Raw genomic sequence first — 22214 nt, 5'->3', positions numbered from 1 at the left:
CGGCGAGCGCGAGCGAACCCGACCGGGGCTTCACGCCACGTTACCAGTGGTCACCGGGCCGACGGACGGCGGCCGCTGACCACCGGATCAGGCCGACGAAATGGGGATAACTCCCTCGCTGCTCCCCAACGGTAAGGTCACGACCACTTGACCACGTGTCGCATTCCCCGTACCGTCACGCTCCGTAGCGATCGACGGGAGAACCCCGAGCAGCACTGGGAGTGTCCGAATGCCCTCTGAATACGCCAAATCTCTGGGCGCACGCCTGCGCTCCATCCGCCAGCAGCAGGGCCTCTCCCTGCAGGGTGTGGAGGAGAAGTCGAACGGGCGGTGGAAGGCCGTGGTGGTCGGCTCGTACGAGCGTGGCGACCGGGCCGTGACGGTGTCCCGTCTGGCCGAGCTGGCCGAGTTCTACCGTGTTCCCGTCTCGGAACTGCTGCCGGACGGCAGCGGTGTCCGGCACGAGCCCACCAGCAAGATCGTTCTGGACCTGGAGCGGCTCTACGACGAGGCCTCCGAGGACCTGGCCTACGTCGCCCGCTACGCCCGCGCCATCCAGCAGCAGCGTGGTGACTACAACGGCCGGGTGCTCTCCATCCGCGCCGACGACCTGCGGGCGCTCGCGATCGTCTACGACGCCTCACCGTCGGGTCTGATCGAGCGGCTCACCGAGCACGGCGTGCTGGTGGCCGACCCCCGGGCGTTCTTCGCCTCCTGAGCAGTCGCTGCACCGAAAGAAGGGCCCGTGCCGGATGGCACGGGCCCTTCTTGTCGTGCGGGGTACGCGGCCGCTCAGCGGGTGGCGTACTCGGCGATGCGGCCGAGCACGCCGTTGAGGAACCGCGGCGAATCGTCGGTGGACATCTGCCGGGCCAACTCGACGGCCTCGCTGATCGCCACCGCGTCGTCGATCTCGTCGACGTAGAGCAACTCGTAGACGGCGATCCGGGCCAGGTTGCGATCGACCACCGGCATCCGCTCCAGCGTCCAACCCTCGGCGTAGCTGGCGATCAGCTCGTCGATGCGGTTGAGGTGCTCGGCGACCCCCTCGATCAGACCCACCGCGTAACCCAGGTGCTCCGGGCGGGGCTGTTCGATGCGCTGGAGGTAGCCGGCCAGGACCTCGACGGGCGGCCGATCCCGCAGGTCGGCCTCGTAGAGGACGTCCAGCGCCCGCTTGCGCGCCTTGCGGCGCGCCGGCATCTGCTGCTTGGGACCCTCAGCCATCAGGCGCGGCCGAGGTAACGGCCGTCGCGGGTGTCGACCTTGATCTTCTCACCGGTGGTGATGAACAGCGGAACCGGCACGGTGGCGCCGGTCTCCACGGTCGCCGGCTTGGTGCCGCCGGTCGAACGGTCGCCCTGCAGGCCGGGCTCGGTGTAGGTCACCTCCAGCACGACGCTGGTGGGCAGCTCGATGTAGAGCGGCACACCCTCGTGCTGGGCGACGGTCGCCTCCGCCTCGGGCAGCAGGTAGTTGGCTGCCTCGCCGACGGTGCCGCCGGGCACGGTGATCTGGTCGAAGGTCTCCAGATCCATGAAGACGAAGTCTTCGCCGTCGGCGTACAAATACTGCATCGTGCGCTTGTCCACGGTCGCGGTTTCGACCTTGGTGCCCGCGTTGAAGGTCTTGTCGACCACCTTCCCGGACAGCACGTTCTTCAGCGTGGTGCGCACGAACGCGCCACCCTTACCGGGCTTGACGTGCTGGAACTCGACGACGGCCCAGAGCTCGCCGTCCAGGTTGAGTACCAGGCCGTTTTTGAGGTCGTTGGTGGAGGCCATTTCCTGCCTTGATCATCAATTGGCGGACAGACCCTAGGAGTCTACTAGCTGCGTCGAATCGCTCAGTCCCCGCTCGGGACGACCCCTGCGCGGGTGGCCAGATGGTGCAGGGCGAGACGGTAGCCGTCGATGCCGAGACCGCAGATCACCCCGGTCGCCACCGCCGAGACCACCGAGTGGTGCCGGAACTCCTCGCGGGCGTGGATGTTGGAGAGGTGCACCTCCACCAGCGGCCCGCGCAGCATGGCGCAGGCGTCGCGCACCGCGTAAGAGTAGTGCGACCAGGCGGCCGGGTTGAGCACCACGGCGGCGCCCTCGTCGGCGGCGGCGTGCAGCCAGCCGAGCAGCTCGTGCTCGGCGTCGGTCTGCCGGACCGTCACGTCGAGCCCCAGGTCCCGGCCGGTGGCCTCGCAGAGCGTCACCAGGTCGGCATAGCTGGTCGAGCCGTACACGGCGGGCTCCCGGGTGCCGAGGCGGCCCAGGTTCGGCCCGTTCAACACGTACACCTTCACGCGTTGCTCACCTCGCGGTAGGCGGCCTCCAGCAGCGCGTCGTCCGGCCCTTCCAGCATCGCCGGGCGGGCCAGCGCGTCCAGCACCACGAACCGTAACCGGCTGCCCCGGGCCTTCTTGTCCACGCGCATCACGGCCAGCAGCCGCTCCCAGGCGTCGGCGGGGTAGCTCACCGGCAGGCCGAGCGCGGACAGGGTGCGGCGGTGCCGATCGGCGGTCGACGCGTCCAGCCGGCCGGCGAGCCGGGCCAGCGTGGCGGCGTACACCAGGCCCACGGCCACGGCGTGGCCGTGCCGCCAGCGGTAACCCTCGACCTGCTCGATGGCGTGGGCCAGGGTGTGGCCGTAGTTGAGCACCTCCCGCAGGCCCGACTCGCGCAGGTCGCCGGCGACCACGTCGGCCTTGACCCGGATGGCCCGCTCGATCAGCTCCCGGGTCACCGGCCCGCGCGGGTCGGTGGCCGCCGCCGGGTCACGCTCGACGAGATCCAGGATCACCGGGTCGGCGATGAAGCCGCACTTGACCACCTCGGCCAGCCCGGCGGCCAGGTCGACGGCGGGCAGGCTGTCCAGGGTGGCCAGGTCGGCCAGCACGCCGACCGGCGGGTGGAACGCGCCGACCAGGTTCTTGCCGGCGGCGGTGTTGATCCCGGTCTTGCCGCCCACGGCGGCGTCCACCATGCCCAGCAGCGAAGTGGCCACCGGCACCCAGCGCACGCCACGCAGCCAGCAGGCCGCGACGAAGCCGGCCAGGTCGGTCACCGCGCCGCCGCCGACGCCGACCACCGCGTCGGTACGGGTGAATCCGGCCGCGCCCAGCCGGTCCCAGCAGGCGGCCGCCACCTCGATCTGCTTGCCCGACTCGGCGTCGGGCACCTCGATCGGCAGCGGCTCGACGCCGGCCGCGCGCAGCCGTTCGCCGATCGCGTCGGCCAGGGCCTTGAGCGGGGGCGTGTGCAGCACCGCCGCCCGGGTCGCGCCGGGCAGCAGCCCGGGCAGCGCGTCCAGCAGGTCGCGCCCGACCAGCACGTCGTACGGCCGTTCGCCGCCGACCGGAATCCGGGTCACCTCGTCCATCGCCGGCAGCCTAGTCCAGCGGACGGTGTGGCGACGGCGTCTGTCCACCTGCTGGCCGGGCGGCCCAGTCGGCCAGCCGGCGCGCGTGCTCGGCCACGGCGGTACGCAACGCGTCCGGGTGGCGCACGGTGAACGCGCAGCCCAGCCCGGCGAGCAGCGCCGCCATACCGGGAAGGCTCTCCGCCCGGGCCCGCAGCAGCACCCCGTCGCCGCTGGCGGTCAGCTCGGCCACACTGGCCGGGATGCGCCGCCGGGCGGCGACCAGGTCGGTCTCCAGCAGCACCTCGACCTCGTGCCGGTAGGGCACGCCCGCCAGCGACCGGGTCAGCCACGCCACCGCGTCGAAGCCGTCCGGCACCGTGAACGTCGCCGCGCCGGGCGTCACGGCGCCGATCCGGTCCAGTCGGAACGTGCGCACCTCTCCGCGCCGGTGGTCGTGGCCGGTGACGTACCAGCGGCCGGCGTGGAAGACCAGCCCGTACGGGTCGAGGTCACGATGCGACAGCTCACCGCGCCACGAGCGGTAGTCCAGGCTCACCCGCTGCCGGTGCCGGGCGGCCGCGGCCAGGGCCAGCAGGGTGCCCGACGCCGGTCGCGCCTGGGGCTCGGGCCGCCGCAGGGTGAAGCCGAGGTGCTCCTGCACGGCGGTCAGCCGGTCGGCGAGCGCCGCCGGCAGCACCCGGCGGATCTTCGCCAGCGCGGTCGCCGTGGCCGGCAGCTCGGTGGCCAGCCCGACCCGTTCGGCGACGACCAGGCCGAGCAGCACGGCCACCGCCTCGTCGTCGGTGAGCATCAGCGGCGGCAGCTTGAACCCGGGATGCAGTCGGTAGCCGCCGTGCCGGCCCCGGTCGGCGAGCACCGGGATGCCCAGCTCGACCAGGGTGGCCGCGTAGCGGCGCACCGTCCGTTCGTCCACACCGAGCCGGCTGGCGAGCTCGCCAGCCGTCGCCCGGTGCCGGGCCTGGAGCAGCTCGAGCAGGGCCAGCACCCGACCGGCGGGATGAGACACGGGCCACTCCTTCAAACCGGGCGGAATCTGTCCGGTTTCGATCCTACGGTCGGTCGGTAACCGAGAGAAGGAGTGACAGATGGCGACGTTCGTACTGGTGCCCGGGTTCTGGTTGGGCGCCTGGGCGTGGCGGGAGGTGACCGGCCTGCTGCGCGCGCAGGGCCACGACGTCCACCCGATGACGCTGACCGGGGTGGCCGAGCGCCACCACCTCGCCGGGCCGCAGGTGACCCTGCAGACGCACACCACCGATATCGTCCGGCTGATCGAGGTCGAGGATCTGCGCGACGTCCTGCTGGTCGGGCACTCGGGCGGCGGCATGCCGGTGGCCCAGGCGGCCGACCTCATCCCGGACCGCATCGCCCGGGTGGTCTACGTGGAGAGCGGCCCGCTGCCGGACGGCACGGCGCAGTTCGACACGGTGCCGCCGCCGGAGCAGCAGCGGCTGCGCGCGGCGATCGGCGACGGGCACCTGCTGCCACCGCCGGCCTGGGACCCGGCGGCCGACCCGACCAACCTGGCCGGCCTGGACGAGCCGACGCTGTCCCTCCTGCGCGAGCGCTCCACCGCGCAGCCCCTGCGCACGGCGACCGATCCGGTACGCCGCACGGGTGGCCGCCCGGCGCCGACCGCGCTGGTGGCGAGCACCTTCCCGCTGGCGGTGGTGCGGCAGATGATCGACGAGGGGCACCCGTTCTTCACCGGCCTGGCCGACGGCCAACTGCACGAACTGCCCACCGGGCACTGGCCGATGCTCAGCGAGCCGAAGGGGCTGGCCGACGTCCTCGACCTGGTCGCTCGCACCTGAGCGGAGGCCCGCACCGGGCGGCGAACGCACCGACCGCCGCCCGGGGGGCCGGTCCCCGGCGGTCCGGCGTCAGCGCGGAAGCAGGGCGGCGATCTCGGCGACGACCGCCGCCGGGGTCCGGCCGTCGGTGATCACCGTCTCGGTGGCCACCTCGGCGTAGAGCGGCCGGCGCTGATCCATCAGGTGCTTGAGGGTGGCGCGCGGATTGATCGCCAGCAGCGGCCGGCCCGCGCCGAGCCCGACCCGCTTCACCGCGTCGGGCAGCTCCACCGAGAGGTGCACGACCCGATGCCCCACCAGGGCCGCCCGGGTCTCCTCGGCCAGCACGGCGCCGCCGCCGAGGGCGAGCACACCGGTGCCGGCGGCGAGCGCCGCCGCCACGGCGGCCCGCTCCAGGGCCCGGAAGTGGTCCTCACCCTCGTCGATGAAGATCTCCGGGATGCTCTTGCCGGCCAACCGCTCGATGTCGGCGTCGGTGTCTCGGAACTCCACGCCGAGGGCGGCGGCGAGCGCCTGCCCCACGGTGGTCTTGCCGCAGCCGGGCACCCCGACCAGGACGACGACCGGCGCCATCAGCGGATGACCAACGCGTCGAGGTAGCCGGCGACGTTGCGGCGGATCTCGGCGACCGAGTCGCCGCCGAACTTCTCGGTGGCCGCCTCCGCCAGCACGAGCGCCACCATCGCCTCGGCGACGACCGCGGCGGCGGGCACCGCGCAGACGTCGGAGCGCTGGTTGATGGCGGTCGCCGGCTCGCCCGTGACGACATCCACGGTGGCCAGCGCACGGTTCAGCGAGGAGATCGGCTTCATGGCGGCGCGCACCCGCAGCGGCTCGCCGGTGGTGATGCCGCCCTCCAGCCCGCCGGCCCGGTCGGTGACGCGGCGGACGCCGGTGGCCGACGGGATGATCTCGTCGTGCGCCTCGGAGCCGCGGGAGCGGGCCTGCTGCCACCCGTCGCCGATCTCCACCCCCTTGATCGCCTGGATCGACATCAGCGCCGTGGCCAACCGGGCGTCGAGTTTGCGGTCCCACTGCACATGACTGCCCAGACCCGGCGGCACCCCGTACGCCAGCACCTCCACCACGCCGCCGAGGGTGTCGGCGGCCTTCTTCGCGGCGTCCACCTCGGCGACCATCAGGGCGCTGGCCTCCGGGTCGAGGCAGCGCAGCGGGTCGGCGTCGATGCGGTCGGCGTCGGACGGGGTCGGGCGCAGCCCGGGCTTCGCGGCCACCGGCCCCAGCTCGACGACGTGCGAGACGATCTCGATGCCCAGGGCCTGCCGGATCAGCGCCTTGGCGACGGCGCCGACGGCCACCCGCGCGGCGGTCTCCCGGGCGCTGGCGCGCTCCAGGATGGGCCGGGCGTCGTGGTGGCCGTACTTCTGCATGCCGGCCAGGTCGGCGTGGCCGGGCCGGGGGCGGGTCAGCGGCGCGTTGCGGGCCTGCCGGGCCAGCTCGTCGGGGTCGACGGGATCGGCGGCCATCACCGTGCGCCACTTCGGCCACTCGGAGTTGGCCACCCGGATCGCCACCGGACTGCCCAGGGTCACGCCGTGCCGCAGCCCGCCGATCACCTCGACCTCGTCCTGCTCGAACGACATCCGGGCGCCACGGCCGTAGCCCAGCCGACGGCGGGCGAGCTCGCCCGCGATCTCGGTGGTGGTCACCTCGATGCCGGCCGGCACCCCCTCCATCAGCGCGACGAGGGCGGGACCGTGCGATTCACCTGCAGTCAGCCAGCGCAACACAGCGGTCAGTCTGTCACGGCGCGCGACGGGCGCGTCGCGCTGCCCGCCTCGTCCCGCCCTGCGGACGGCCGGGACCGTCCGCAGGGCGGCTCCGCGCGACGGATCAGATGCCCCGGCCGCGTTTGTGCAGGGTGCGCAGCACCGCGTCGGCCCGGACCACCCGACCGGCGACCGCGAGCGCCAGGTAGGCGCGCGGCTCGCGGGGATTGCTGCGCAGGGTGCGTCGCGCCCAGCGCAGCGCGCCCCGGCGATCACCGGAGGCGGCCTGGGCGAACGCGATCTGCCCGGCGACGCGGGCCGCACCGGCCGGCTGGGTGGCGAACTCCGGGTAGCGCAGCAGCAGCCACTGCAACGCCTCGGAGATGGTGTCCCAGCGCTGCGCGAAGTACGAGCGCTTGTGCCAGCGCACCAGCACCGACGGCGTCGGCAGGTTGATCAGCGGCGCGCTGCGGGCGGCCCGCAGCAGAAATTCGTAGTCCTCCGCGTAACTGCCCGGAATCTCCTCGTCGACCAGGCCGAAGCCCTCGCGCAGCGCCGTCGCGCGGATCAGGAAGGTGGACGGGTGCAGCTCGGTCAACCGGTCCCGCAGGAGGTCGTCGAGGGTGATCCGGTCCTTGTCGAGCACCCGGTCGACGGTGTTCCCGTCGTAGCTGACGCGGATGCCGCAGCAGACGAACTCGGCCGCCGGGTCGGCGGCCAGGGCGTCGACCTGGGCGGCCAGCTTGCCCGGCAGCCACTCGTCGTCGTCGTCGCAGAAGGCGATCAGCTCACCTTCGGCGGCGAGGGTGCCGCTGTTGCGCGCCCCGGCCAGCCCCGGCGCGCGCCCGTTGCCGATGACCCGCACCGCCCGGTCCGGCCCGGCCAGGGCCGTCAGCGACTCGTCGGGCGTCGACTGGTCGAACACGACGACCGCCTCGATCCGGCCCGGGTACTCCTGGGCGAGGATCGCCGCGAGGGCGGCGCGCAGCAGCTCGGGGCGGTCCCGGGTGGGCACCACCACGCTGACGCTCGGCTGTCCGGTCATCGGGTCTCCTCCGCACCCTGGCCAGGTCGCGGCCCTCTCCGCCAGCGGGGTCGGCGCCTGGCCGACCGGGCCACCAGGTCATCCACGATCTGCCCCACCCGGGCGACGGCCGCGCGCCGGGCCTCGTGCGCCGCCGGGTCGGCGGCCACCGCGTACCGGGACGGGTCGGCCTGCCCGGCGGCGAGCGCGTCGTGCAGCGCCTCCCGGGTCTCGCAGAGCGCCACCAGCCCGGCCGCGCCGAGCCGACGCGCGAAGAGCTGCTGGTGGTCGTCGACGTGCTCACCGCGCGACGGGTCGCGGGGCACCACGATGGGCAGGTGCCCGTGCCGGCGGGCCTCCAGGATCGTCGCCGGGCCGCCGTGACACACCACCAGGTCCGCGTCGGCCATCGCCTGTTGCAGCGCGTCGTGACCGAGGAAGGGCACCGCGCCCGGCAGGGGCGGCGCCGTGGTGTGGCCGTGCTGCAGGGTCAACCCGACCGGGCCGGCCTGCGCGTGCCACTGCGTCAACCAGTCCACGAGCCGGTCGAAGGGGTGCTTGTCGGTGCCGACCGCGACGAGCAGCCGGGTCTGCTCGACGTCGGTGGTGTCGCGCTGGCGCGGCAGCCGGGACGAGTCGGCGACGGTGTCGCGGCGGGCCGTGCCCGTCTCCCCGCTCACAGCAGGGTCCCGACGACGGTGGCCTCCGGGTACTGCCGGCGCTGCTCGTCCCACTGCACGAGCATCGCGGACAAAAACGGCCGGCAGAGCCGGGCGGTCAGCGTCGGGGTGTCGATCCGGTCGTACACCTCGATGTAGACGGTCGGGATGCGACGCAGGCGGGCCAGCACCACGAACGGCACGGCCACCCCGGCGCCGGTGGTGACCACGGCGGCGACCCGCCGGCCCCGCAGCACCCGCCAGGCCAGTCGCGCGTTGCGCAGCAGGTTCGGCACGTTGCGGGTGGTCGGGTGGTGCGCCGGCACCAGATCCTCGCCGGCCAGCAGCGACACCGCCTCCGGGGTGTCGAAGGTGACCCAGCAGCGCCGCCACCGTTCGTACCAGGGCCGCAGGGCAAGTAGTTGGGCCAGGTGGCCGCCGCTGGATCCCACCAGCAGCAACACCGGCGGCTCATCGTCGTTGTTCGTGTCCATGCGACTCCCCACAAGTTCGCTTGGAATTCCGATTCACGCCAGGCAGAAGCAGATCACAGGTTTCCCGGTCGTTGAATAGCGCGACCGGACGAGGCGACGATCTCCACTGGGCGTGGTCAGAGCCGCTGCCGGCCCCGCAGCCCATCGACCGTCATCACGACCTGCAATTATGTGGTCACTCTACGACGCGCACCCGGCGTCGCGCTGTCTCCAGTTCAGTCGCTATGTCGTTTCTCGATGACGTCCAACAGAGCGGGATGCAGCGCGTCGTTCCACCCGGCACCGGCGTCCGCCAGCCGCCACGTCCGCAGCCACATCTCCAGCAGGTACGCGTCGGCCACCAGCCGGCACTGCGCCGGGCCCAGGCCGAGCCGTGCACCATGCCGGCCCAGTTGCCCGTCCACCGCCACGGCGGCCACCGCGGCCGGTTCGGCGCGCAGCACCAGCGAACGCTGGAAGGCGTCGTGCGCCAGGTCGAAGCCGACCGGCACGTCCGGACCACTGTGCTCCCAGTCCCAGGCCACCAGCCGGCCGTCGTGCGTGCCCAGGTTCCACGGCACCCAGTCGCCGTGCCAGTGGCCGAACTCGACGGCCGTCTCGCCGTGCCGACGGGCCAGCGCGGCGACCGCGGCGACCGCCCGCGCCCCGGCCGGCCCGGCCGCGGCGGCCCGCTCGGCCTGGGCGACCAACCGGGTCAGGAACGTCGAGGAGGCCAGCGGTCGTGGCGCCCTGGCCGGTGCCCCGCGGCGGGCGACCGCGAGCAACGCCGCGATCCGGGGCGGGTCGTCGGCCGGTAGGCCGCGTACGTCCGGTGGCAGCGGTTCGATCACCGCGACCGCCTGGCCGGCCCACGCCGTCTCGGTGAGCAGCCCCGGCGGCACCGGATGGTCGACGACGCCGGTCACCGCGCGCAACGCCCGCAGCGCGCTGGCCTCGGCGGTGACCAGCGCCCGGGTGGCGTCGTTCCAGCCGATCTTCGCGTAGCCGCGCGGACGACCGTCGACGGTGAACAGTTGCAGGGTGGGTTTGACGTTCGGGTCCGGCGGACGGACACCGCACGCGGCCAGCAGCGGCGTACCGCCCAGCGCGGCGGCGAGCCGCTCGGTCAGCAGCAGCTCGGTCACGGGCGCCCCCACCGGCACCGAGACCGTCAACGTCGGAAACGGCGCCAGACCCGCCCCACCGAACCGGGCCAGCCCACCGAGCGCGGCCCGCAGCGCCCGCACCTTCGGCGGCCGCAACGCGTTGTACGCCAGCAACGACGCCGCGCCGGCGCGGGGTGCGCCCAGCGGCACGAGGAACCGGGCCCGGGCCACCGACGGCACCACCGCGTATCGGGCCACCGCCCGATGCCCGGCCGGCAGCGCGCCACCCACCGTCAGGCCGACCCGGTCGTCCGGGAACACCGCGCGGCTCACCCAGCCCAGCCCGTCCACCCGGGACCGGGGATCGGTGGCCGGGGTGACCCCGGTCGTCACGCCGCCCGGTCCGCCCAGTCGAGGTCCAACCCGAGCCGCTCGCGCAGCGCGTCGTTGTACGGGCGGTAGTAGTCGGTCAGCTCGGCGCGGACCGCCGGCTCCAGCGGCGCGGAGCGCCGGTCGTTGTAGACCTTGAAGTTCGGCAGGTCGTACGGGGGCAGCCCGAGGAAGTCGAGGGTGCGCCGGTAGGTGGCGCGGGAGTCGCGGTACAGGTCCTCGCTGGGCAGGAAGAGAATCTGCTCGGAGTCGAAGCGTTCCAGCCACGGTTCCAGGTGCTCCAGGTAACGCCCCCGGGCCCGGTACGTGTACCAGTCGTACGCCTCGCTGAACGCCTCCGGCTCGGCGATGAGCCGCTCCCGCTCCCCCGCGGTGCGCTCCGGCTCGGCGGCCAGCGCGGCGGCGAAGTCCAGCGGCTCAATGCCGTGGGTGCGGCGCTCCTTCCAGTGCGAGTACGCCCGCTCGACCGGGTCGCGCAGCAGCACGATCAGCTTCACGGTCGGCAGCAGAGCGGCGACCCGCTGCGCGGCGAGCGGGTGGAACATGTAGAGCGGGGCGGCCTCGCCGACCCGGACCGGCCCGCCGTGCCGCTTCGCGAGGGCCTCGCGCTGCCGCTCGGTCGGGAAGTGCGAGCGGTACCACGCCTCGCCCCGACCCCAGTGCTCCTCGAAGTAGTGCGCCGACTTGGTGTTCCACGCGGGAAAGAGCCGGGGCACCAGGGGGTGCTGGATGAGGTAGTTCCACAGCGAGGTGGTGCCGCCCCGCTTGGTGCCGATGATCAGGAAGTCCGGCAGGGGTCGCCGATCACTGGTGCGCACCCCGTAGTCGACCAGGGACTCTTTCACCCGGGTGGTCACCTGGGTCGGCACCAACTGCTTGACCCGGTCGCGGATGGACGCCACGATGGCCCTCACCTGCCTCTCGTCGATTCCGGGCCGACCCCGGCGGCCGTGGCCGCGTCGTCGGATCCACGGATCTGCCTCATGGTCACCCGGATGCCGGCGCGCACCCGGGGCAACGTCAACAAGCCGACGCAACCGGCCAGCAGCACGCCCAGCGACACCGCCAGGCCCGGCAGGCCGCGGCCCCCGGCCAGCACGCCGATCCCCGCCGCGAGGCCCACACCGCCGAGGGTGGCCGCCGCCGCGCGCAGCGTCGCGGCGTCGACAAGCGGCTCGGCGACCACCGCACGGGCGAACGCGGCGGCGGTGAGGTTCTCGGTGGCGATGCCGGCGGCCCAGGCGAGCGCGGCGCCCGTCGCGCCGTGCCCGGGAATCAGCCAGAGCCCGAGCGAGACGGTCACGGTGAGCCCGGCCAGAGTGGACATCAGGTGCAGCCCGCTGCGCCCGCCCATCAGCAGCAGGCTCTGCACGTTGCCCACGCCGGTGTTCACCAGCATCGCCAGCGCGAGCACCGTCATCGCCGGCACGCCGGCGGTGAACTCCGGGCCGAACAGTTGCAGGAACGCGAGCGCGAACACCGCGAGCAGCAGGTACACCGGCCAGGACAGCACCAACCCCCAGGTGGTCAACTGCCGGTGCACGGCCGCCGCGGCGGCCCGCTCACCACGCCCCAGCAGCCGGGACAGCTGCGGTGACACCGCCACCCGCAACCCCTGCATGGCGAGCTGGCCGGCCAGCACGTACCGGCCGACCGCGCCGAACACGCCCGCGTCGGCCGGCCCGGCCAGCACCGACGTCAGCAGCACCCCCACCCACATGCTGCCCGCGTCGATGGCCGCCGAGGCGGCCCGGGGCAGCGCGAAACGCCAGAACGTCGACCAGTCGGCCCGGCCCGGTCGCAGCGCCGCGCCCCGACCGAGGCCGAGCGGGCCGGCCACCAGGGACAGGCAGGCCAGCAGCGCCAGCGCCGCCGGCACCAGCCAGCCGGTCATTCCGGCGAGCAGGCCGCCGCCGGCCAGCGCGGCCGCGCCGACCAGCGCCGGGCGGGCCACCGGCAGCAGGAGGAACTGCACGCCGACGTACGCGCGGATGGGTCGTACGCAGCGCAGCGCGGCCAGCAGCAGGGTCATCGCCACCACCACCGGCACGGCGGCGAAGGTGAGCGTCAGCAACGCGTCGCCGCCGTCGCCGGAGCCCCGCAGCAGTCGGGGGGCGAGCGCGTCGGCGCTCAGCGCTCCGACGCCGGCGACCACGAGCCCGGCCAGCAGCGGGGGGATCAGCGCCACCGGAAGCACCCGGGCCGCGTCCCCCCGGACTCCGAGACGACGCCGGGGCAGCGCCCACATCAGACCGGTCTCCGCGCCCAGCGTGCAGACCGCGGTGGCCACGGTGACCACGCCGATGGCGGCGAAGAACGCGCCCGCGCCGGCCGTTCCGTAGCCCCGGGTGATCACCACGGCCAGCACGAAGCCGAACAGTCCGCTGGTGGCGGCGCCGAGCAGCCCGGCCACGCCGCTGCGGGCGCTGCGGCGCGTCTCCGCCGCGCCGATGTCGACCGCGCCGGCGGCGCCCGCGCCCGAGCGGTGCGGGCCGTCGGGGCCGACGCCGGCCGGCGGCCGGGTGGCGGCGGTCATGCCGGCACCGCCGGACCCGGCGGGCGCGGCGGGCGTTGGCGCTGCGCGCTCGCCAGCCGTTCCCGTTCGGCGAGCGCCATGGCGAAGGCGACCGCGAAGAACGCGACCGACAGGTTCTGGTTGGCCATGCCGTAGAACGGGACCTGCACGAGGCAGACCACCGGCACCACCGCCAGCCACTGCCCGGCCGCCGAGGTCGCCCGCGCGCAGATCACCGCGGCGGCGACGAACCAGGCCAGAAAACACACAAGCGCCGGTACGCCGTGGCTGAACAGCACCATCCACAGCTGCCCCTGGGTGCCGATCGGCGCGGCCGCGGAGACCGTGTCCACGTTCACCGGAGCGCCGTAGCCCAGCAACGGCGAATCCTGCACGCGGCGGATCACCTCCGTGTAGAGCGACAGGCGGTCCGTGTTGGTGTCACTGGTTTCGACCCGCTGGCTGATCAGGTCGGTGATCGGGATGACCAGGGTGGCCAGCGCGCCGATCACGACCACGCCGACGATGGACGCGGCGACCCGGACGTTGCCGCGCATGCTGGCCCGCACCCCGAGCACCGCGAGCCCGGCGCCCAGGCTGAGGAACATCGCCCGATTCAGCGTGAGGAACGCCGGCGCCAGCGACAGCGGCAGCGACGCCAGCAGCACCCAGCGCAGCAAACCCCGACGGCGCAGCATGGTGTACGCCACCACACAGGGCAGGGTCATGGCGTACGCGCTGCCGTAGTTGTTGGTGTACGAGAACGGCGCGGCCGGCCGGTAGATCGGGTTGAGCGAGCGCTCGCTGTACTCCGCGGTCCTCAGGTGCACCATGTCCCGAATGAAGGGGGTACGGGCCACGCCGCCGGGCAGCAGCACCTCCATCGGTGTGGTCATCCCCAGCCGGGGCACCAGCACCCCGAGCCAGCCCAGCACCACGAGCGCGAACCAGAACGCGCAGAGCGGGGTGAGCACCGCCACCAGGTCGGCGCGTTCCCGAGCGGCGGCGTAGACGTAGACCCCGACCACCAGCGCGGTCAGGTAGAAGGCCAACCGCAGGGCGAACGTCAGCAGCGAGGCCGGCGAGGACAGTCGGGTGGCGCTGACGACCACGATGGCCAGGAACAGCAGCCAACTGCCGGCGGCCGGCGGCAGCGGCACCCGCCCCCGGGCGAGCAGCAACGCGAGCAGCAGCGCGCCCAGCAGCGGCCAGCCCAGGTAGAAGGCCCCGAGCGACCACCAGAGCGGCACCAGCCCGAACATCAGCGCCAGCGGCCAGAGCGGCAGCCGGGCGGGCGGCGGGGGCGGGGGCGCCGGCCCGAGGGGGGCGGCGGCGTCGCCGGGTGGCGGCTCGGTCGCCGGGGCGCGGGTGAGCGACACGGTCAGACCCGGCCGTTGCGGGTGAGCACGAAGCCCAGCGGGGTGACCCCGGCGGCGCGCAGCCGCTCGACGAGCCGCCGCAGGTCACTCTGCCGGGTGCGGTCCCGCTCGATGACCACCACGGCGCTGCCCTGCCGGGCCACCGCCACGCCACGCTCGTCGGACTCCGCCGGTGGGGCGTTGAACAGCACCAGCCCGTGGTCCGCGCCCTGCCGCCAGGTGCCGAAGCGGACGCTGCCCACCCCCACGGTCACCTCGTCCGCCGACGTCGGCCGGCCGTTCTCGGCGTGGCCGGACGCCACCCGGGGCAGGGTCAGCGTGGCGTCCGGGTCGGTGGACGGACGGGCGCCGGGCGGGTGCGGGGAGGGCCGCCGAGGCGCCGGGCCCTCCGCGTTGGCGCCGGCCGGGCTCGGAGCGCCGGCCGGGCGGGGCTTGGGCACCAGCGGCCGGGACGGATCGACGGGCAGCCGCCCGCGGTCGGCGAGGACTGCGGCGCGCAGGCGCTCGACGCGTCCGCTGTCGTCGGCGACGAAGACCTCCCGGCCGTCGGCGGCGAGCGCCACGGCCAGCCCGGCGGTGAGTGCCGTGGCGTCTTCGCGGGCGGTGACCAGCGCGACCCGGGCCGGTTGGCGGACCCGCTCGGCGACCGCCATCGCCACGTAGCGGATGTCCGCGTCGACGGCCCGAGGGCTGCCCCGAAAAGCCGGCCGCCGCACCGTGCCGAGCAGCGGCAGGCCGCTGGCGTCCCGACCGTCGTTGACCGAGCGGACCCGCCGGTCGGTCGACTCCCAGGCGTACGCCAGCACGACGCCGATCAGCGCGCCGCCGAGCAGGCCGGCGACCAGGTAGAGCGGCCGGTGCCCGGCGGAGGTGGCCAGTGCCCGCTCGGCGGTCTGGGTGACCCAGCCGGGGTTGACGTCGACCGCGGCGATCTCGGTACGGGCGGCGTTGAGCTGGGTGAGCTGGTTGTTGATGCCGGACAGTTCGGCAAGCGCGGCGTCGCCGGCGGCGGTGCCCTTGGCGCTGCTCACCCGCTTCTGGACGGCGACCTGCTGGGCGGCGACCTTGGTGATGCTGGCGTCGTAGGAGCGCAGCATCTCGGCGCGCTGCTGCTCGTACATGGTGCGCCGCACGTCGAGGTACGCCTGCGCGGCGAGGTTGGCGCCCTGCACCGCCCGCTGCGCGTCGGGCGCCTGGTAGCTGAAGCGCAGGATCTGCCCGCCGGTGGGGACCTCGACCTCAAGGGCGTTGCGGATCTCGCGCGGGTCGCCGCCGGCGGCGTCGGCGAGACGTTGGACCACCTGGGTGCCGGTGGCGAGACCGCTCTCCACGTTCATGTTGACGGCGCGGTCGGCGCCCGCACCGCTGGGGGTGAAGGCGTCGGTGACCACCGGGCGGACCGCCACCACAGCGCTCGCGGTCACCGCCGCCGGGACGAGCAGCACGTAGCCGAGGGCGGCGAGCAGGCCGAGCAGGGCCACCGCGACCACCAGCCGCAGCCGGTGCATCGGCACCCGCAGCAGGTCGGTGAGCGTGACGGCACGGGCGGTGCCGGCGGACGAGCCGTCCGTCGGCCAGGAGGCGGGCGTCGGGTCAGTCATGGAACTTCTTCACCGTCTGTTGAGGATTGCCGACGACGACGACGCCCGGTGGCACGTCCGCACGCACCACCGTCGCGGCGCCCACGACGCTGTTCCGGCCGACCCGGACCCCCTTGAGGACCAGGGCGTGCGCGCCGATCCACACGTTGTCCTCGAGGACGATCGGGGCGCGTGTGGCCGGGCCGGGCGGGGCGTGCCGCTCTCCGGGCGGCAGGTTGTGAAAGTCGTTGTCGAGGAGTTCGCAGTCGGACAGGAGGCACCGGTCTCCCACCGTCACCGACGTCCAGGTGCCGATCCAGGTGGCGTTGAGCAGACAGTCGGCGCCGACGCGCACCTCGCCGGGGCCGGCGAAACGGACCAGTTTGTTGAGTCGGCTCCGGTCGCCGATGCTGACCCGTACGCCCCGGCGCAGCCGGATCCGCCCTCGAATCTCCACGTCCCGGCCGAGCGTGAGCCGGCGGTAGCGCAGCCTGTACCACGCGCGTTTGAGCGCGAAGACCAGGTGCACGACGCGTTTCGCGCGGATGCCAGCGGCGCCGACCAACGACCCCTCCCCCACGTCGTGGAGTCGGCGGCGGTGGTCCCGCCGCCGACCCAACGCGAACAATCTACCGATGCTCCGTTACCAACGGTTGACCCTTACTGCACGGAGAAGAACATCGAGGGGGTAGACCAGGACAACCCGGGCGTCGCCGTGGCGATGACCGTCGCCGTGGCGCCGTTGACCACGGCGGTCGGCGCGGCCGTCGGGTCGAACGGCACGCTGCGCAGCGTGCCGTCGGTGGCACCGTAGACGATTCGACCGCCGACCCAGGCCATGCCGCGCACACCCGACCAGGTGACGCCGGTGGTGGGCAGCGCGAACTCGGTGGCGCCCAGATAGTTGCCGTCGATCTCGAAGTAGCGGTAGTAGAGGGTGTTGGTGCCGGTCCGGGTGTAGTAGAGCCGGCCGTCGAGGTAGAAGGCCCCGGTCAGCAGCGCCGGGTTGAACCAGTCGTTGTAGCCGGACGCCTCCCACGGCGACCCGATCGCGCCGCCGTTGAACAGCGAGACGTCGATCCGGCTGCCGGTGGGCGTTCCCGCGACGGTGTGCGCCCAGTAGATCCGGTCGTCGACCCGCCAGGTCGCGCCGGCGGCGGTGTAGGCGGGCTGGCTGACCGCGGTCGAGGTGCCCAGCGCGGCGCCGTCGAACGGCACCTTGGTCACGGTGCCCGGGGCGGTGCCCAGGTAGAGGTTGCCGGTGGTCGCCGACGGCGGGTTCTTCGCGGTGAACGTACGCCCGCCGGCGAGCGGGAACATGCCGAGCCGCCCGTGATACTCCTCGCCCATGCCGTCGGAGTTGTGCCCGAAGTAGAGGCCGTCCGAGCCGCGCCAGAGCACCGGCACCGCGGAACCCCAGGCGGTGGTGCCGGCGGGCATCGAGGCGCTGCCGCTGCGGCGCGGGTTCCAGTTCACCGGCAGGCCGGTGGCCGGGGTGACCGCGCCGATGCCGAGCCGGTCGATCGCGCCGTTGCCGGCGGTGTCGCTGGCGTTCGGGTTGTTCAGCCACCGGAAGTGCCCGCCGAGGTAGATGACGTTGTCGGCCACCTCGACCGAGGTGATGGTGTCGTTGCCGGTGAAGTCGATCCAGGTGGCGAGCTGGCCGGCACCCCGGGCGGGGGTCTCGAAACGGGCCAGGGCGTCGCAGTAGGCGGTCGGCCAACCGCCGCCGCCGTTGGAGCCGACCACGAACCAGCTGCCGTCCTCGCCGAACCGCACGTCCTGCACGTAGTGCACGAACGTCGCCGGGGCCGCGCACGGCGGCACGTACTTCTCGGTGCTCCAGTCCAGCACCGTCGGGGTGCCGGTGAGGTCGACAAGCGCGATCTGGTTACGCGGCAGATCGTTGACGAGCGTGAAGTTGCCACCCAGGACCAGGGTGCCGCCGTCCGGCGTGACGTCGATCGTCCACACGTACGACGTGGTGCCGTGCCGCCCGACGGTGGCGTCGACGGCGAACGTCGGGTCGATCGCGCCGGTCGTCGCGTTGAGCCGGCCGAGACCGGCGTGCGCGGTGCCGTTGAGCCAGTTGAACGCGCCGGCCACGTAGAGCGAGTTGCCCGACAGGACCAGGTCGCGGACGGTGCCGCCGTCGGAGCGCCCGACCCAGCTGTCGATGATCGCGCCGGTCGCGGGGTTCAGCGCGACCAGGTTCTTGCGGGAGACGCCGTTGACGTTCTTGAAGGCGCCGCCGACGATCAGCGTGCCGCCGGGGCCGGCGAGCAACGTGTTGACCGCGCCGTCGAGCACCGGCAGGAAGCTCGTGGACATGGTGCCGGTGGTCCGGTCGTACGCGAAGAGGTAGCGCTGCGTGATCCACGCGGAGCTGGCGGTCTGTCGCAGCTGGGTGAAGCTGCCGCCGACGAAGACGGTGTTGCCGACCTGCGCGAAGGCGCGGGTCTCGCCGTCGCGGGCGTGCGGTGTCGTGTCGCTGGGATTCGCGGACACCAGGGTCGCGGTCCCGGGGACCGGCACCACCGCCGCCGAGGACACCGAGGGCACGCTGAGCACCGCGGCGACGACCGCCAGAGCGACCACCCCCGCCCGAGTACGACGTCGTACTGACAAACGCCACAAGTGCGAGAGTTTGGGCACGCTGCGCCTCCAAGATGGATGAGAACCCGAGGTAGCGTGCCTCGCCCAGCCTGGTAGGCGCATCCGCCGATTGGGCGGTGCCTGAATCTGCTAGCCGACAGAACGCCGGAGGATCAGTTGGCTGACCCTCGATGAACGGCGTGCGTCGTCACGGTGTCGTCATCTCGTCAGCGGCTACCTCCGGTGGGCTGCCGCAGGTACGCGTCCTTGCCGGCCTGGGTGAAGCCGGCCACCGCGGAGGCGTCGTGGTTCATCGTCATGTCACAGGTCGCCGTGCGGCTGGTCATGCCCGGCGAGTTGAAGTAGATGGCAGCCTTGATCTTCGGATGGGCCTTCAGGGCCGCTGGGAACTCCTGGAACCAGCGCTGCTTGGCCCCCGGGTCCTTGGCGTCGAAGTTCGTGCCGAACTCGGCGAGCATCCGCGGCTTGCCGGCCCCGATGCCGTTCTCGTCGAGCCAGCGGTAGAAGCCGTCCACAGTGGTGCTCGGGCTCTTCCACACGGTGCTGCCGTTGCAGACGTGGAAGTTGTACGGGTCGTAGGCCACCCAGTCGACGTACCGGTCGCCGGGGTAGAGGCCGGCGTACCGGGAGTAGTGCCCGGACCAGCCCATCATCGTCCAGACCCAGACGGCGTTGTCCGCGCCGGCCTTGGCGAACCGCTCGTACACGTACTTCCAGGCCCGGACGAAGTCGGCGTCGCTGCCCTTGCCCGGCTCGTCCTCCGGCTCGTGGTCGAAGCCCAGGAACACCGGCACCTTGGCGTCGCGGATGCGACCGGCGACCGCGTCGATGGTGGCATCCTGCCGGCCACTGTAGATCTCGGACCACTTCAACGTCGTGCCTGCGGAGAAGTCGCGGGACTCCCAGGCGAAGAACATCAGCCGGCCCTCGCGCATCTGCTGGGTCTCGTACGCGTCGGGGAAGGCGCCGTTGCTGCCGGCGTTGGAGAAGTCGTGGTAGCGGTGCACGATGTCGAACTTGCGCCCGACCTGCGCCTCGACGTCGGTGATCGCCTTGCCGTGGTCCCAGCCGCTGCCCGCGTTGGCCGGTGAGTACATCCCCCACCAGGCGCCGCAGGACGGCACGAGCGTGTCGGACACCTGGCCGCACTTGCCGGACGGGAGGGTGGGGCTCTGGGTCGGGGTCGGCGTACGAGTCGGCGCGACCGTCGGCGTGGGCCGGGGCGCGGCGGTCGTCGGCGCGACAGTCGGCGAGGGCGGCGGCGCCGGTCGGGTGGTCGGCGCGGACGTCGGCCCGCTGCCGAGGTCGTAGCTGATCACCAGGCTGGGTCGCAGCTCCGGATTGCGGTTCTCGACCGACGCCCAGTAGACGCGGGTCTCCAGGCCGGTCTGGGCGAGCGACACCGTCCAGGTGCCGTTGCCGGTGACCAGCTTGGAGACGTCCCACTCGTTGACGCCCTTGGCCACGCCGGCGACGGTGTCCAGCGCGGGGCTCGCCGCCGCCGGGGCCGGGCGCGTCTCGCGGGCGCTCAACGACGAGGCGTGCGCGGTCACCGTGGCGGCGAACTGCTGCCAGGCGTGCATGCGCAGAGTCGCCCGGACGTTGACCGCGGCGGCCGGCACGCTGGTCACGGCGAACTCGACGACCGCCTCGCGGCCACCGCGCGGGTTGCCGTCGCAGCGCGCCGGGCAGGTCGCCAGGGTCGTCTTGGTGGCGTTGTCGCCGTCCTGCGTCACCATCGTCGCGGTGGTGTCCGCCACCGCGCGGATCGACAGGTCGTCGCTGGCCAGCAGCGGCATCATGGTCGCCACGATTCCGGCCACCACCGCACCGCCGACCACGCCGATGGCGATCGCCTTGCGCCGGGGACCGTTGCGGAGCCGGGTGATGCGGTGCAGTCCATGCCTGGTCAAGGAGAACTCCCTGTGTCTGCTGCGGTAACCGTGAGCAGCGTATCGACGACCAGGGGATGTCGTGGGCAGGACAGTTTCCCGTAAGCGCGTCTTAACCGTCAGCTAAGGAAGGCGCCCCGACGGGCCGCCATCAGCGCCTCCCGCATCGCCTCGACCGGCGCGGCAACGCCGGTGAACTGCTCGAACTGGCCGACCGCCTGCGCCAGCAGCAGGTCCAATCCGGACACCACCCGCAGACCGGCCGCGCGGGCGGACGCGGCCAGCGGGGTCGGCCACGGGTCGTACAGCGCGTCGAAATACACCCCACCCGATCGCCACGTCGCCACGCCGGCGAGCGGGTCGGCGACGCCCTTGGGCACCGTGGAGACGACCACGTCGGCGACGGCGAGGTGTCGGGGCGCGTCGGCCCAGGCGCCACCGGTCAGCGCCACGTCGAGGGCGTCGGCGACCGGGCGCAGCTCGTCGATGGCCTCGGCCCGGCGGGCCACCACCGTCACCGAGGAGCACGCCAGCCGTGCGGCGGCGGCGAGCGCGGCGCGGGCCGTTCCCCCCGCGCCGAGGACGGTCAGGGCGGCGCCGGGCGCCACCCCGGCCCCGGTGAGCACCTCGACCATGCCGCCGACGTCGGTGTTGTCCGCGTACCAGGAGCCGTCCGGGCGGCGTACCAACGTGTTGGCCGCGCCGACCGCGACGGCGACCGGCGACGCGGCGTCGGCCACGGCGAGCGCGGCCTCCTTGCCCGGCATGGTCACCGACAGCCCGGCCCACTCCGGGCCCAGGCCGGCGACCAGGGCCGGCAGCTCCGCGGCCGCGCACTCGACCCGGGTGTACGACCACCCGGTCAGCCCGGCGGCGGCGTAGCCGGCGGTGTGGATCACCGGGGAGAGGGAGTGCGCGATGGGCTTGCCCAGCACCGCGGCGCGACGGGTCGGCTCGGTCACCGCCGGGCACCTGCCACGGTCCGCGTCATCTCCGCCCCTTTCCACGTGTCGGCTCGACCCTACCCAGCGCACCGGCCACCGCACTACCCGTCGGGGCTGCGACGATGGTCAATCGCTTGACGGCCATCGACACCAGTGAAAGCATTCCTGCGACGGGACGGTCGATCGACAAAGGGGAAACCTTTGAACAAACGCATTCTCCGCACCCTCATCGCGATTGCCGCGGCCTTCAGCATTTCGTTGATGGCCGCCGCACCCGCACGTGCGGACAGCGCGGCGGGCAGCTGGTCGGACAATCACGAGCTGTGCGCGTCCAGCTCGTGCGTGCGCGCCGGCAACATCGTGCGCCTCTGGCAGGCCATCATCTGGGCCGACGACCTCAGCGGCACGGTCGGCACCAGCTTCATCGACGGGGAGTTCGGCTCCAACACCGCCGCCAAGACCAGGACCTGGCAGGACGTGATGAACATCGGCATCGACGGGTCGGTCGGGCCGCAGACCTGGGGCAAGGCGTACGGCGCGGTCAACCGCAACACCGGCTACGACACGAGCACCCAGACCGGCTACTTCTACTACGGCTACAACCGCACGTTCGCGCTGCGGAAGCAGAACAGCAACGGGGTGTGGACGTTCCTGAACCCGCGCACCGGCTCATGGACCGGCACAAGCCACTGACAATGACACCGTCAATGGTGTTTC

The 22214-nt window shown here is 73.2% G+C and carries 22 protein-coding genes; 3 read left to right on the top strand and 19 right to left on the bottom strand.

The genetic code is table 11. The features are described from left to right. Positions 1-229 precede the first annotated feature (229 nt). Positions 230-718 (top strand): transcriptional regulator, encoded by a 489-nt coding sequence (locus ACGGAQ_RS10105; protein WP_007458348.1) that lies wholly within the window; start codon positions 230-232, stop codon positions 716-718. A gap of 74 nt (positions 719-792) precedes the next feature. Here the strand turns inward: ACGGAQ_RS10105 and nusB are convergent, their stop codons facing one another. From nusB to ACGGAQ_RS10080, 5 genes are all read right to left on the bottom strand, one after another. Next, entirely contained in the window at positions 793-1203 is a 411-nt protein-coding gene (nusB, locus tag ACGGAQ_RS10100) for a transcription antitermination factor NusB (RefSeq protein WP_193376622.1), read from the bottom strand. 23 nt (positions 1204-1226) lie between these two features. Further along, complete coding sequence (gene efp, locus ACGGAQ_RS10095; RefSeq protein ID WP_007458344.1) at positions 1227-1784, bottom strand: elongation factor P; 558 nt, start codon at positions 1782-1784, stop codon at positions 1227-1229. A gap of 62 nt (positions 1785-1846) precedes the next feature. Then, on the bottom strand, positions 1847-2296 hold the full coding sequence (gene aroQ / locus ACGGAQ_RS10090) for a type II 3-dehydroquinate dehydratase (RefSeq protein ID WP_387260709.1): 450 nt from the start codon (positions 2294-2296) through the stop codon (positions 1847-1849). Beyond that, the gene (gene aroB, locus ACGGAQ_RS10085; protein WP_393046631.1) at positions 2293-3372 is read right to left on the bottom strand and encodes a 3-dehydroquinate synthase; all 1080 of its coding nucleotides are present in this window, start codon (positions 3370-3372) and stop codon (positions 2293-2295) included. Before aroB ends, aroQ begins: the two co-directional genes overlap by 4 nt. 10 nt (positions 3373-3382) lie before the next feature. Continuing rightward, positions 3383-4381: a helix-turn-helix transcriptional regulator gene (locus tag ACGGAQ_RS10080; RefSeq protein WP_393046628.1), complete on the bottom strand. Its 999-nt coding sequence runs from the start codon at positions 4379-4381 to the stop codon at positions 3383-3385. 79 nt (positions 4382-4460) lie between these two features. On the opposite strand from ACGGAQ_RS10080, the gene ACGGAQ_RS10075 reads away from it, so the two are divergent. After that, entirely contained in the window at positions 4461-5189 is a 729-nt protein-coding gene (locus tag ACGGAQ_RS10075; RefSeq protein WP_393046625.1) for an alpha/beta fold hydrolase, read from the top strand. A 69-nt stretch (positions 5190-5258) separates the two neighbouring features. On the opposite strand, the gene ACGGAQ_RS10070 is transcribed toward ACGGAQ_RS10075, so the two are convergent. The 14 genes from ACGGAQ_RS10070 to ACGGAQ_RS10005 form a co-directional block, all read right to left on the bottom strand. Beyond that, positions 5259-5762, bottom strand: a complete 504-nt coding sequence (locus ACGGAQ_RS10070) for a shikimate kinase (protein ID WP_393046622.1) — start codon at positions 5760-5762, stop codon at positions 5259-5261. Further along, on the bottom strand, positions 5762-6940 hold the full coding sequence (gene aroC / locus ACGGAQ_RS10065; protein WP_393046619.1) for a chorismate synthase: 1179 nt from the start codon (positions 6938-6940) through the stop codon (positions 5762-5764). Before aroC ends, ACGGAQ_RS10070 begins: the two co-directional genes overlap by 1 nt. Before the next feature lie 103 nt (positions 6941-7043). After that, positions 7044-7964 carry a glycosyltransferase family 2 protein gene (locus ACGGAQ_RS10060; protein ID WP_393046616.1) on the bottom strand — a complete coding sequence of 307 codons (921 nt, stop codon included), beginning with the start codon at positions 7962-7964 and terminating at the stop codon, positions 7044-7046. Then, positions 7961-8623, bottom strand: a complete 663-nt coding sequence (locus tag ACGGAQ_RS10055) for a glycosyltransferase (protein WP_393046613.1) — start codon at positions 8621-8623, stop codon at positions 7961-7963. The genes ACGGAQ_RS10060 and ACGGAQ_RS10055 overlap by 4 nt, the downstream gene beginning before the upstream one ends. Further along, positions 8620-9096 carry a UDP-N-acetylglucosamine--LPS N-acetylglucosamine transferase gene (locus ACGGAQ_RS10050; protein ID WP_354863194.1) on the bottom strand — a complete coding sequence of 159 codons (477 nt, stop codon included), beginning with the start codon at positions 9094-9096 and terminating at the stop codon, positions 8620-8622. The genes ACGGAQ_RS10055 and ACGGAQ_RS10050 overlap by 4 nt, the downstream gene beginning before the upstream one ends. Positions 9097-9311: 215 nt before the next feature. Further along, positions 9312-10574 (bottom strand): hypothetical protein, encoded by a 1263-nt coding sequence (locus ACGGAQ_RS10045; protein ID WP_393046610.1) that lies wholly within the window; start codon positions 10572-10574, stop codon positions 9312-9314. After that, complete coding sequence (locus tag ACGGAQ_RS10040) at positions 10571-11473, bottom strand: sulfotransferase domain-containing protein (RefSeq protein WP_355067124.1); 903 nt, start codon at positions 11471-11473, stop codon at positions 10571-10573. Before ACGGAQ_RS10040 ends, ACGGAQ_RS10045 begins: the two co-directional genes overlap by 4 nt. Positions 11474-11481: 8 nt before the next feature. Beyond that, positions 11482-13107, bottom strand: coding sequence for a lipopolysaccharide biosynthesis protein (locus ACGGAQ_RS10035; RefSeq protein WP_393046606.1), 1626 nt, complete (start codon positions 13105-13107; stop codon positions 11482-11484). After that, positions 13104-14465, bottom strand: coding sequence for an O-antigen ligase family protein (locus ACGGAQ_RS10030; RefSeq protein ID WP_393046603.1), 1362 nt, complete (start codon positions 14463-14465; stop codon positions 13104-13106). The genes ACGGAQ_RS10035 and ACGGAQ_RS10030 overlap by 4 nt, the downstream gene beginning before the upstream one ends. A 2-nt stretch (positions 14466-14467) precedes the next feature. Next, a complete protein-coding gene (locus tag ACGGAQ_RS10025; protein ID WP_393046600.1) occupies positions 14468-16066 on the bottom strand; it encodes a lipopolysaccharide biosynthesis protein in 1599 nt (532 codons plus the stop codon). Further along, a complete protein-coding gene (locus ACGGAQ_RS10020) occupies positions 16059-16610 on the bottom strand; it encodes an acyltransferase (protein WP_393046598.1) in 552 nt (183 codons plus the stop codon). Before ACGGAQ_RS10020 ends, ACGGAQ_RS10025 begins: the two co-directional genes overlap by 8 nt. 95 nt (positions 16611-16705) lie before the next feature. Further along, positions 16706-18673, bottom strand: coding sequence for a hypothetical protein (locus ACGGAQ_RS10015; RefSeq protein WP_393046832.1), 1968 nt, complete (start codon positions 18671-18673; stop codon positions 16706-16708). A 194-nt stretch (positions 18674-18867) separates the two neighbouring features. After that, complete coding sequence (locus tag ACGGAQ_RS10010) at positions 18868-20574, bottom strand: glycoside hydrolase family 26 protein (protein WP_393046596.1); 1707 nt, start codon at positions 20572-20574, stop codon at positions 18868-18870. Positions 20575-20672: 98 nt separating this feature from the next. Then, positions 20673-21515, bottom strand: coding sequence for a shikimate dehydrogenase (locus ACGGAQ_RS10005; RefSeq protein WP_393046594.1), 843 nt, complete (start codon positions 21513-21515; stop codon positions 20673-20675). Positions 21516-21758: 243 nt separating this feature from the next. Between ACGGAQ_RS10005 and ACGGAQ_RS10000 the strand changes: the two genes are divergently transcribed. Further along, entirely contained in the window at positions 21759-22190 is a 432-nt protein-coding gene (locus ACGGAQ_RS10000; protein ID WP_393046592.1) for a peptidoglycan-binding protein, read from the top strand. The last annotated feature ends 24 nt before the right edge of the window (positions 22191-22214 follow it).

It is taken from the genome of Micromonospora sp. NPDC047557, assembly GCF_043205095.1.
Taxonomy (GTDB): domain Bacteria; phylum Actinomycetota; class Actinomycetes; order Mycobacteriales; family Micromonosporaceae; genus Micromonospora.
Note: the sequence above shows the minus strand (reverse complement) of the source record. Positions and strands in the feature narration are given on the sequence as shown.